The organism is Streptomyces palmae, from assembly GCF_004684805.1.
GTDB classification, from domain to species: Bacteria; Actinomycetota; Actinomycetes; order Streptomycetales; family Streptomycetaceae; genus Streptomyces; species Streptomyces palmae.
Genome location: NZ_SRID01000234.1, coordinates 1 through 10761 on the forward strand (window position 1 = coordinate 1; position 10761 = coordinate 10761).

At 73.3% G+C, this 10761-nt stretch carries 12 protein-coding genes; 6 read left to right on the plus strand and 6 right to left on the minus strand.

The window, feature by feature from the left end; all coding sequences use genetic code 11:
- Window positions 1-1208, minus strand: a 1208-nt coding sequence (locus tag E4099_RS21665) for a bifunctional adenosylcobinamide kinase/adenosylcobinamide-phosphate guanylyltransferase (protein ID WP_167828446.1), incomplete at its 3' end; no start/stop codon positions are given.
- A gap of 215 nt (window positions 1209-1423) precedes the next feature.
- Here E4099_RS21665 and E4099_RS21670 point away from each other — a divergent pair.
- A complete protein-coding gene (locus E4099_RS21670; protein WP_135340781.1) occupies window positions 1424-1624 on the plus strand; it encodes a hypothetical protein in 201 nt (66 codons plus the stop codon).
- Between the two features lie 47 nt (window positions 1625-1671).
- Here the strand turns inward: E4099_RS21670 and E4099_RS21675 are convergent, their stop codons facing one another.
- From E4099_RS21675 to E4099_RS21685, 3 genes are all read right to left on the minus strand, one after another.
- Window positions 1672-2766, minus strand: coding sequence for a S1C family serine protease (locus tag E4099_RS21675; protein WP_135340773.1), 1095 nt, complete (start codon window positions 2764-2766; stop codon window positions 1672-1674).
- A 158-nt stretch (window positions 2767-2924) separates the two neighbouring features.
- Window positions 2925-3695 (minus strand): class I SAM-dependent methyltransferase, encoded by a 771-nt coding sequence (locus E4099_RS21680; protein WP_245245061.1) that lies wholly within the window; start codon window positions 3693-3695, stop codon window positions 2925-2927.
- A 53-nt stretch (window positions 3696-3748) separates the two neighbouring features.
- Window positions 3749-4354: a DUF3043 domain-containing protein gene (locus E4099_RS21685; protein WP_245245063.1), complete on the minus strand. Its 606-nt coding sequence runs from the start codon at window positions 4352-4354 to the stop codon at window positions 3749-3751.
- A 207-nt stretch (window positions 4355-4561) separates the two neighbouring features.
- On the opposite strand from E4099_RS21685, the gene E4099_RS21690 reads away from it, so the two are divergent.
- The 4 genes from E4099_RS21690 to E4099_RS21705 all read left to right on the plus strand — a co-directional run bounded on the left by E4099_RS21690 (window position 4562) and on the right by E4099_RS21705 (window position 7709).
- Window positions 4562-5350, plus strand: a complete 789-nt coding sequence (locus tag E4099_RS21690; RefSeq protein ID WP_135340774.1) for a PspA/IM30 family protein — start codon at window positions 4562-4564, stop codon at window positions 5348-5350.
- Between the two features lie 52 nt (window positions 5351-5402).
- Entirely contained in the window at window positions 5403-5681 is a 279-nt protein-coding gene (gene pspAA, locus E4099_RS21695) for a PspA-associated protein PspAA (RefSeq protein ID WP_135340775.1), read from the plus strand.
- Between the two features lie 124 nt (window positions 5682-5805).
- The gene (locus tag E4099_RS21700) at window positions 5806-7035 is read left to right on the plus strand and encodes a sensor histidine kinase (RefSeq protein ID WP_135340776.1); all 1230 of its coding nucleotides are present in this window, start codon (window positions 5806-5808) and stop codon (window positions 7033-7035) included.
- Complete coding sequence (locus E4099_RS21705) at window positions 7032-7709, plus strand: response regulator (RefSeq protein WP_135340777.1); 678 nt, start codon at window positions 7032-7034, stop codon at window positions 7707-7709. The genes E4099_RS21700 and E4099_RS21705 overlap by 4 nt, the downstream gene beginning before the upstream one ends.
- A gap of 233 nt (window positions 7710-7942) precedes the next feature.
- Here E4099_RS21705 and nadA read toward each other — a convergent pair whose 3' ends face one another.
- Complete coding sequence (gene nadA, locus E4099_RS21710; protein ID WP_135340778.1) at window positions 7943-9133, minus strand: quinolinate synthase NadA; 1191 nt, start codon at window positions 9131-9133, stop codon at window positions 7943-7945.
- A 248-nt stretch (window positions 9134-9381) separates the two neighbouring features.
- Between nadA and erpA the strand changes: the two genes are divergently transcribed.
- The gene (gene erpA / locus E4099_RS21715) at window positions 9382-9735 is read left to right on the plus strand and encodes an iron-sulfur cluster insertion protein ErpA (RefSeq protein WP_135340779.1); all 354 of its coding nucleotides are present in this window, start codon (window positions 9382-9384) and stop codon (window positions 9733-9735) included.
- Window positions 9736-9850: 115 nt separating this feature from the next.
- On the opposite strand, the gene E4099_RS33145 is transcribed toward erpA, so the two are convergent.
- Window positions 9851-10558 carry a hypothetical protein gene (locus tag E4099_RS33145; protein WP_167828447.1) on the minus strand — a complete coding sequence of 236 codons (708 nt, stop codon included), beginning with the start codon at window positions 10556-10558 and terminating at the stop codon, window positions 9851-9853.
- Window positions 10559-10761 lie beyond the last annotated feature (203 nt).

Here is a 10761-nt window from a genome sequence, read left to right on the forward strand (position 1 = left end):
CCCCCGCGCAGCGGCACCACCTGCCCAGCCACCACCAGCACCACACACTCGCACTCCGCCGCGACCCCCGCGTTCAGCCGGCCCAGCTCATCCCGGAACCGCCGTCCGGACGCGCTGGCCGGGACCACCCCGGACCCGACCTCGTTGCTCACCGCCACCACCGTGCGCCGGCTCCCCCGCACCGCGGCCACCAACTCCGCCACCCGGTCCCGCAGCGCCTGCTCGCCGCCCTGGTGCCAGCGCGCGTCCTCCCAGGCGCCCACCCGGTCCATGGCGTCGGTCAGCCACAGCGCCAGGCAGTCGATCAGCAGCGGAGGCCCGTCCTCCGCCAGCAGCGGCACCAGTTCGCAGGTCTCGACGGTCCGCCAGCCACCCGGCCGCCGCTCGCGGTGCAGCGCCACCCGCCGCGCCCAGTCCGGGTCGCCCTCCCGTCCGCCGCCGGTGGCCGCGTACAGCACCTCGGGGAAGGTCTCCAGCCGCCGTTCGGCCTCCACCGACTTGCCGGACCGGGCGCCACCCAGCACCAGGGTGCGGCGCGGCAGGTCGGGCACCTCGTGGTACTCCCCGACGATCAGCGTGGTGCCGTCCGGTACCGCCCGCGCCCCGGCCGCCGCCAGCCGCCGGTGCAGCTCCGGGCCGGGCGGCGCGGTGTGGTCCAGGTGCACCGCCAGTACGTCCGTGGTGGCCGCCACGGCGCCCGACGCACGCAGCCGGGCCAGCGCGTCCGGCCGCCCCACCACGTCCAGCAGCACCATGGCGTACGGGCCCAGGCGCCCGGCGGAGTCCGCCGCCCCGGCCGGGGCGGCGCCCGGCGGCAGGTACAGCAGCCGGTCGCCGTCCGGGCCGGTGACCTCGTAGCCGGTGCCCGGTGCGTCCAGGGCCACGGCGAGCACCCGGTGCCCGCTGAGCAGGGCCAGTTCCCGGCCGTCCGGAACCCGGCCCGGCGCGGGCAGGCCCGCCGGGTACTCCAGGGCCGGGCCCTCGTGCGGGTGCGACAGCAGCACCTGCCGCACCCCGATCAGCGAGTGCCCGGCCCGCGCGGCGGCGAAGGCGGGGCCGGGGGTGAGGTCGAGCAGCAGGGTGTTGTCGATCAGCAGCGCGGTCGAGGCCCGCGCCTCCGCACCGGTCGCGAGGGCGCAGGCGGCGCACGGGCAGTCGTGCCGCGGCAGCCCGTCCGGCGCCCCGGTGCCCAGCAGAGTCAGTTCCACGCCCTGATCGTCTCGTGCCGCGGCGAGCGGGGCGCGCGGGGGCACCCCCTACGGGGTGACCGGTCCGCGCCGGTTTGGAGCGATCGGCCTCTGGCCAGAGGTCTACTGGGGTGCCTGCGACCGGCATGATCGACCGCAGACGACGGGACGACGACGAGACCGCGCCGTCAGAGGTGGGGCAGCGTCGCGTGAGAAACGAGAACGAGGAGGCGGACATGGCGTGGACGTGGCGGTTCGAGAAGTCGGACGGTACGGAGACCGCTCCCGCGGTGGAGCCCGAGGACTTCGCCACCCAGGGGGATGCCGAGTCCTGGATCGGACAGGTCTGGAAGGAACTCGCCGAGGGGGGTGCGGACCAGGTGCGGCTCTTCGAGGACGGCACCGAGATCTACGGGCCGATGAGCCTGCACCCCTGACCCGTACCGGGTGAGACCCGCCCCGGGGCACCGCGCCGGGGCGGGTCTCACAGCTCGCCGAGCCGGACCTCCACCGTCTGCCGGTGGTCGTCCCGCTCGAAGGTGACCCGGACCCGGTCGCCCGGCCGGTGGTCCGCCAGCGCCTCGGCCAGCGTGCTCATCGAGGTGACCCGGGTGCCCTCCACGGCGGTGATCACATCTCCCTTGCGCAGCCCCGCCTGCTTCGCGCCGCCGTCCTTGGACACCGAGACCACCACGACCCCGGCCGGCTGGAAGTCGCTGCCCAGGAGGGTGCGGCCGGTGATGCCCAGCGCCGCCTTCCCGGACGAGGTCACCTTGCCCTGGGTGATGATCTGGTTCGCGATGTTGGTGACCGTGGAGGACGGGATCGCGAAGCCGATGCCGGCCGCGGAGTTCCCCTGGTCGGGGGCGGTGGCGGCCAGCGTGGGCACCCCCACCACCTGATTGGCGAGGTTGACCAGCGCCCCGCCGCTGTTGCCCGGGTTGATCGCGGCCGAGGTCTGCACCAGATCGCTGATGGTGGCCCCGGTGCCACCGTCCTCCCGGCCCTCGCTGACGGTGCGGCCGACCGCCGAGACGATGCCCTGGGTGACGGTGCCGGACAGGCCCAGCGGGCTGCCCATGGCCAGCACGATCTGGCCCACGTCCACCGTGGTCGAGTCCGCGAACACCGCGGGCTTCAGGCCTTCCGGCGGCCCGTCCAGCTTGATGACCGCGAGATCCTGCGGCGGATAACTGGCCACCAGCGAGGCGGACCTGGTGCCCCGGCCGGTGGCCAGGGTGACCTCGAACTTCTTGGCGTCCCCCACCACATGGGCGTTGGTCACCACATGGCCCTGGCTGTCGTAGACCACGCCGGAACCGAGGTTGTTCCCGGTGGTGATCTGTACGACCGAGGGCAGCACCGCCGACACGGTCTGCTGGTAGCCCTCCTGGAGCCGCTGGTCGTCCCGCATCAGGTCGGGTGCCCGGGCGGACACCGACACCGAGGGGGGCGAGTGCCGCGAGGGTTCGCCCCCGCCCGAACCGCACCCGGCCAGGGCCGGGGCGGTGAGCAGCGTCGCGGCACCCAGAGCGGCGAGGGCCGGCAGCGGGCGCCGGCGGGCGCGAGATCCGTCCATGACCGCAGTGTCCCCGCACCCGCGGGGCTCGGCCACGGCTGTCGGCTGTCCGGGTCAGGGAGGGGCCGGCGTGGCCGGCGGTCACGGGGGAAGGTCGGCCCGGTCGCTCTCCGCGGCGCGCGACACCGTGCGGTGCGGACCGGTGTGGCGTGCCGGGCTCAGACCCGGCGCACCGCGCACAGGTGGAGGAGCGCGGCGACCGCCCGGTACGGGTCGGTGCGTCCGGCCCGGTCCTCCGCGTCCAGCAGCCGGGCCAGCCGCTCGGGCCCCGGCACGGCCTCGTGGTCCGCGGCCTGGTCGGTGAAGAGCCGCACCCCGTACCAGGTGTCCAGCGGGACGCCGACCCCGGTGAGGGTGGCGGTCAGGTCCGCCAGCCGGTCGGCGCGCACCCGCAGGCCCAGCCGGTTGGTGTACTCGGTGACGTCGAAGGCGGCCAGCGCGGTGTCCCAGTCACCGGCCAGCCCGGGCCGCATCGCGAGCGCCTCGGCGTTGCGTACCAGCAGCGACAGCAGACCGCCGGGGGCCAGCACCCGGGCCAGCCCGGCCAGCGTCGGGGCCGGCTCGGTCACGTACATCAGCACCCCGTGGCAGAGCACCACGTCGAAGGCGCCGGGCGGGAAGTGTGCCCCGGTGTCCCGTACGTCCCCCTCGACCAGCCGCACCCGCTCGCGGACGCCCTCCGGCTCGGCCCACAGCGCCTCCCACAGGGCCGCCAGCACCGCCGGATCGGACTCCAGGCAGGTGACCTGGTGTCCGGCGCGGGCCAGCCGCAGCGCCTGGATTCCCAGGCCGGGGCCGACGTCGAGCACCCGTAGCCGCTGACCCACCGCATAGCGTGCGGCGATCCGCTCGTCGAGCTGGCGGGCCACCAACTCCTGCCGCACGATGTTCCGCAGGCCGCCGAGACCGCTCGGCCGGCCTTCCTCCACGGCCTGGACGGCATGGAAGGTACCGCCGCCGGTGAACCCGGACGGCTGCTGGCTCAGGGCCGCTCTCCCCGCTTGACCTGGGGCTTGGGCAGGCGCAGACGCCGCATCTGAAGGCTGCGCATCAGGGCGTAGGGCACGGCGCCGCGCAGGTTCTCGTCCGGGAACCTCTTCCGCAGCTGCCGCTTCAGCTGGATGCCGATGATCACGGAGTTCATCACGATCATCAGGATCACGACCATCCAGAGCAGCAGCACATAGCTCTGCATGGCGCCGGCCTGGATCATGCTCAGCACCAGGATGACGACCGCCATCGGCAGGAAGAACTCGGCCACCACGAAGCGCGAGTCCACGAAGTCGCGGGCGAAGCGGCGGATCGGGCCCTTGTCGCGGACCGGCAGGTACCGCTCGTCGCCGTTGGCCAGCGCCTCGCGCTGCCGGGCCAGGTCGGCCCGTCGGGCCTCGCGCTGGCGGCGAGCGGCCTCCTTGCGGTTGGTCGGTGTCTTCGCCAGGCTGCGGCGCTGCGACTGGGCCTCGCTGCGCTTGGGCGTGGGGCGGCCCTTGGGCGCCTGCGGGTCACGGGGCTGCTGCGGCTCGGCGGCGGTCGCCTTGGCGGGCGCGGCCTGCTCTTCCTTGGAACGGCTTCGGAACACGGGACCCAAGGGTACGGGGTGCGGAGGTGTGGGCCGAAGCCCCAGGGGGAACGATCCGGCAACTGTCCTCCCTGCGCCGGAGGAGCGGCCTCGCCGATCGTCCTGCAGGAGGAGTGGAAGCCTCCCCGAACAGTGCGGTAATGGAAGCAGGGCCCGTAGTCTGGGTCTGTCAGGTGTGCCGGAGTCTCGTCCGTCAGAAGGGGGCGCGCGAAGCCCATGAGCGGTGTCATGAAGCGTATGGGGATGATCTTCCGCGCGAAGGCCAACAAGGCCCTGGACCGGGCCGAGGATCCGCGCGAGACCCTTGACTACTCCTACCAGAAGCAGCTTGAGCTGCTGCAGAAGGTGCGCCGCGGCGTCGCGGACGTGGCGACCTCGCGCAAGCGCCTGGAACTCCAGCTGAACCAGTTGCAGGGCCAGTCCGCCAAGCTCGAGGAGCAGGGCCGCAAGGCGCTGGCGCTGGGCCGCGAGGACCTGGCCCGAGAGGCGCTGTCCCGCCGCGCCGCGGTGCAGCAGCAGGCCGCGGACCTGGAGACCCAGCACCAGACGCTGCAGGGCGAGGAGGAGAAGCTGACGCTGGCCGCGCAGCGGCTGCAGGCCAAGGTGGACGCCTTCCGCACCCGCAAGGAGACCCTCAAGGCCACCTACACCGCCGCGCAGGCGCAGACCCGGATCGGCGAGGCGTTCTCCGGCATCTCCGAGGAGATGGGCGACGTCGGCATGGCCATCCAGCGGGCCGAGGACAAGACCGCGCAGATGCAGGCCCGGGCCGGTGCCATCGACGAGCTGCTGGCCTCGGGCGCGCTGGACGACCCGACCGGCATGGCCAAGGACGACCTCACCGCCGAGCTGGAGCGGATCTCCGGCGGCGCGGACGTGGAGCTGGAGCTCCAGCGGATGAAGGCCGAACTGGCCGGCGGCAGCGGCCCCCAGCAGGCCATCGAGGGCGGCAAGCCGGACCGCGCCGAGCAGCCGCGGACCCAGCACCGGTTCGACAAGCAGTAGCCGCCACCGCCGGCGCGGCCCGGCACCGGACGGGATTCTCCGAGGAGGCGTCGTGATCGTACGCATCATGGGGGAGGGGCAGGTTCGGCTGGCGGACAGCCATCTGGGCATGCTCAACAAGCTGGACGACGAGTTGCTCGCCGAGCTGGAGCGGGACGACGAGGAGGGCTTCCGGCGCACCTTCACGGCCCTCCTGGACGAGGTGCACCGCGTGGGCGAGCCGCTTCCGGACGACTCCCTGGAGCCCTCGGAGCTGATCCTGCCCGCCCCGGACGCCACCTTGGACGAGGTGCGGGCCCTGCTCAGCGACGAGGGGCTCATCCCGGGCTGAGCCCCGGCGCCCGAGCTCAGGCCCCCTTCGCCCCGGCGGACGGGGTGCCGGAGTGCCGCCCCTGTCCGAGTCGCGCTCGGTGGGAGCCGGGGGACGGACACGGTCCGCACGCCAGCGCTTACCGTTGGACGCTGTGACCCCCTTCGCCGCTGGACCGGGCCTGACCCACCGGCACCGCTGGCTGTGCGCGCACCCGCTGGCGGTGGATACGGTGCTGGCCCTGGGCGTCTTCGCGACCGCCGTACTCGCGTCGGTCAGCAGCCCCCGCGCCACTCCGCTGGACCCCACCTTCGTGCTGGTCAGCGCGGTGGCCGCGAGCGCGCTGATCCTCCGTCGCCGCTATCCGCGCAGCGTGCTCGCGATCACCGGTGCCAGCACCCTGGCCGAGATCGCCGGCACCACCGCGCACAGCCCGCCGCGCGGTGCCATCGCGCTGAGCGTGGTGGTGGCCCTGTACACCGTCGCCTCACGCACCGACCGCCCGACCACCTGGCGGCTGGGCCTGGCCACCGTGGTGGTGGTCAGCGGGACCGCCTTCCTGTGCGAGCCCGCGAACAACGCCGAGAACCTGGGGATCTTCGCCTGGACCGGCATGGCGGCGGCGGCCGGGGACGCGGTGCGCAGCCGGCGGGCCTATGTGACCGCCATCGAGGAGCGCGCGGTGCGGGCCGAGCAGACCCGCGAGGAGGAGGCCCGCCGCCGGGTGGCCGAGGAGCGGCTGCGGATCGCCCGCGAGCTGCACGATGTGGTCGCCCACCACATCGCGCTGGTCAATGTGCAGGCAGGGGTGGCCGCACATGTCATGGACAACCGGCCTGACCAGGCCAAACAGGCGCTGGCGCATGTCCGTCAGGCGAGCCGCTCGGCGCTGGACGAGCTACGGGCCACGGTGGGTCTGCTGCGGCAGTACGGCGACCCCGCCGCGCCCACCGAGCCGGCACCGGGCCTGGGCGTCCTCGACCAGCTGGTGGACGGTTTCCTCCGGGCCGGTCTGGGCGTGCGGGTGGCGATGGAGCCGGCCGAGGGGCCGGGACAGCTCTCGGCGGCCGTGGACCTCACCGCCTACCGGGTGGTGCAGGAGGCGCTCACCAATGTGCACAAGCACGCCGGGGAGCGGGCCACCGCCGAGGTGCGGATCGTACGGTCGCCGAAGGGGCTGGAGGTCACCGTGGACGACGACGGGGCGGGCGAGGGCGCCGCGGCGGCGGAGGGCGGCGGCCACGGGCTGATCGGGATGCGCGAGCGGGTCGCGGCACTGCGCGGCGAGTGCGAGGCGGGACCCCGGCCGGAGGGCGGGTTCCGGGTGCGGGCCACACTTCCTCTGCAGGCCCGTACGGGAGGGGAGCCCACATGACGATCAAGGTGTTACTCGCCGACGACCAGGCGTTGCTCCGCAGCGCGTTCCGGATACTGGTCGACTCCGAACCGGACATGGAGGTGGTCGGCGAGGCGTCGGACGGCGCCGAGGCGGTGGCGGTCGCCCGCGCGAAGGGCGCCGACGTGGTGCTGATGGACATCCGGATGCCGGGCACCGACGGGCTCGCCGCCACCCGCATGATCAGCGAGGATCCCCAGCTGGCGGGGGTGCGGGTGGTCATGCTGACCACCTTCGAGGTGGACGAGTACGTGGTCGAGTCGCTGCGCGCCGGGGCCAGCGGCTTCCTGGGCAAGGGAGCCGAGCCGGAGGAGCTGCTGGCCGCCATCAGGATCGCGGCCGGGGGAGAGGCGCTGCTGTCCCCCGCGGCGACCAAGGGCCTGATCGCCCGCTTCCTGGCCCAGGGCGGCGGTGCCCAGACGCCCGGCGAGTGCGACGAGGCCCGGCTGTCGGCGCTGACCGTACGGGAGCGGGAGGTGCTGGTGCAGGTGGCGGGCGGCCTCTCGAACGACGAGATCGCCGAGCGCCTGGCGGTCAGCCCGCTCACGGTGAAGACCCATGTGAACCGGACCATGGCCAAGCTGGGCGCCCGCGACCGGGCGCAGCTGGTCGTGATCTCCTACGAAACGGGCCTGGTCCGCCCCCGCGCCTGACACGGGGGCCGGGCCCGGTAACCACCACCCGAGTACCTACCGGGCCCCGCCCCCCGCGCCCGTACGCTGCCGCCCCCGGAAGGGGCCCTGGGAGCCTGCGGGACGACCGCGCCCGCACGTGGCCGCGCCCCAAAGGGCGCTGGGGGTTCCCCCGGACGGAGTCTGGGGGGAGGAACTGCGCGACCGGCCGCAGACAACCCGCAGCCGACCGAACACAGCCCCCCGGCAAACCCCTACGGCAACGCCAACATCCGCTCCAGCGCCAGCTTCGCGAAGTGCTCGGTCTCCTGGTCGACCTGGATGCGGTTGACGACCTTGCCGGCCGCCAGCGACTCCAGCGCCCACACCAGGTGCGGCAGGTCGATGCGGTTCATGGTGGAGCAGAAGCAGACCGTCCGGTCGAGGAAGACGATCTCCTTGCCCTGGTCGGCGAAACGGTTCGCCAGCCGGCGTACCAGGTTGAGCTCGGTGCCGATGGCCCACTTGGAGCCGGCGGGCGCGGCCTCCAGGGTCTTGATGATGTACTCGGTGGAGCCCACGTAGTCGGCCGCCGCCACCACCTCGTGCTTGCACTCCGGGTGCACCAGGACGTTGACGCCCGGGATCCGCTCGCGGACCTCCTGGACCGAGTCCAGCGAGAAGCGGCCGTGCACCGAGCAGTGGCCCCGCCACAGGATCATCCGGGCGTCGCGCAGCTGCTCCGCGGTGAGCCCGCCGTTCGGCTTGTGCGGGTTGTAGACCACGCAGTCCTCCAGCGACATCCCCAGGTCGCGGACCGCGGTGTTGCGTCCCAGGTGCTGGTCCGGCAGGAAGAGCACCTTGCCGGCCGACGGGTCGCGCTGCTCGAAGGCCCAGCGCAGCGCGCGCTCGGCGTTGGAGGAGGTGCAGATGGTGCCGCCGTGCCGGCCGGTGAAGGCCTTGATGTCGGCGGAGGAGTTCATGTACGAGACCGGGATCGTGTCCTGCGCGACCCCCGCCTCGGTGAGGATGTCCCAGCACTCGGCGACCTGCTCGGCGGTGGCCATGTCGGCCATCGAGCAGCCCGCGGCCAGGTCGGGGAGGACCACCTGCTGGTCGTCGCCGGTGAGGATGTCCGCCGACTCGGCCATGAAGTGCACACCGCAGAAGACGATGTACTCGGCCTCCGGCCGGGCTGCGGCGTCCCGGGCGAGCTTGAAGGAGTCCCCGGTGACGTCGGCGAACTCGATGACCTCGTCCCGCTGGTAGTGGTGGCCGAGCACGAAGACCCGGTCCCCGAGCTTCTCCTTGGCCGCGCGGGCGCGCTCGACCAGATCCGGGTCGGAGGGCGCCGGCAACTCGCCGGGACACTCCACGCCGCGCTCGCTCTTCGGGTCGGCCTCGCGGCCGAGGAGGAGCAGGGCCAGGGGCGTCGGCTCTACATCCAGGGGCTGGGCGGTGGTCACGACACGCACCCTTCTTTCTTGTCTGCGGGAAGCCCCTACGGGGCTTGTCGTCACAATGACGCTTAATATGATATCTGCTTTGCGTCACGTTGACGATGGCCATCGTGTCGATGTGACGCATTCCCGGTCCGGTGCTGGTATGCGAGCATGAGAACCCCGGCGGAAGTCCGCTGGGCCCCGGAATGAATCCGGGTTGCCGCTGGTTGAGTCCACGGCAGAGCAGTCCGTACGACCCGGGAGAGAAGCAGATGACCGTTCAGGACGAGACCACCGCGAGCGAGGGCATCATCCTGTCCGACGCCGCCGCGTCGAAGGTCAAGAGCCTGCTGGAGCAGGAAGGCCGCGATGACCTGGCGCTGCGCGTAGCCGTCCAGCCCGGTGGCTGCTCCGGCCTGCGCTACCAGCTCTTCTTCGACGAGCGCTCGCTCGACGGAGACGTGGTGAAGGACTTCGACGGAGTCAAGGTCGTCACCGACCGGATGAGCGCCCCGTACCTGGGCGGTGCCTCCATCGACTTCGTGGACACCATCGAGAAGCAGGGCTTCACCATCGACAACCCCAACGCCACCGGTTCCTGCGCCTGCGGCGACTCCTTCAGCTGAGCCGTCGCCAGTCGCACGACACGCGTGAAGGCGGTGATCCCGGCCCGGGATCACCGCCTTCACGCGTACCGGCTCGTCTCCTCGCGGCTCCTCGCCGGGTCCGCGCGGTGGACCGCTACGGCCCGACGGCGCCCCGCGGCACCTGCGCCCCGCGGACGGCGTCGACCACCTCGCGGTCGCCCAGCGGACTGTCCAGGGTGATCTTCCGCTGGTAGAGGCGGGCCATGGCGACGCAGTCCTGGCCCGGCTGGTTCCAGTGGCCGCTGACCCGGACCGTCACCCGGTCGTCCGACTCCTTCGCGGTGGCGGTGTACGCGGTGCACACACCGCCGTAGAAGTGCAGCGTCAGCGTTTTCCCCGCGATCGTGTAGCCGTCGACCGGCTCCCCGAGGCCGCTGCCGGGTTGGACCGGGTGCCCGGGTGCGGTGGAGGGGGCCTGGGGGCCGTCGCCGGCGGGCGCGCCGCCCCGGCTGGTCTCGCCGTCCGCCCGGGCGGCCCACACCGCGCCGCCGCCCCCGGCGAGCAGTACCGCCGCCGCCACCGAGGCGATGACCAGCGGACGGCCTCGCCGCGCCGGGGCCCGATCGTGCTCCCCGGGGGTGTCCGGGCCCTGGCCCTCGTCGGGCTCGGGGCGTTCGCCGGGTTCGGGGTGCCCGCCTGGCTCGCGGTGTTCCTCGGGCTCGGGCCGTTCTCCGGGTTCGCGGTCCTGGTCCGCGGGGCGTTCGCCGGGTTCGCGGTGCTCCTCGGGCTCGGGGTGTTCGCCGGGGCCGAGGCGTTCCTCGGGCTCGGGGGTGAGAGGGGTGTCCTCGCTGCTGGTGCCCACCGTTCCGCTCCTTTGTGTTCCGTCGGTGCCTGCGGACCGCGCCCCCGAGGGGGAGGGGGCGGTGGTGGGACGGAGCGAAGCGGTGAGCGGTTCCCCGCCGCGGGGCGGTCAGTCGCCGTACTCGGACATGCCGTCCAGCAGATGCGCGGAGCGGGTGGGTACCCGGACGCCGCGGATGCGGGAGGGGGCGACGGGTGCCGGGG

Excerpts from the sequence above, each read along its gene's own strand:
- E4099_RS21670 (WP_135340781.1), top strand. The coding sequence starts at position 1,424 with ATGGCGTGGACGTGGCGGTTCGAGAAGTCGGACGGTACGGAGACCGCT.
- E4099_RS21675 (WP_135340773.1), bottom strand. The coding sequence starts at position 2,766 with ATGGACGGATCTCGCGCCCGCCGGCGCCCGCTGCCGGCCCTCGCCGCT.
- E4099_RS21690 (WP_135340774.1), top strand. The coding sequence starts at position 4,562 with ATGAGCGGTGTCATGAAGCGTATGGGGATGATCTTCCGCGCGAAGGCC.
- E4099_RS21705 (WP_135340777.1), top strand. The coding sequence starts at position 7,032 with ATGACGATCAAGGTGTTACTCGCCGACGACCAGGCGTTGCTCCGCAGC.
- erpA (WP_135340779.1), top strand. The coding sequence starts at position 9,382 with ATGACCGTTCAGGACGAGACCACCGCGAGCGAGGGCATCATCCTGTCC.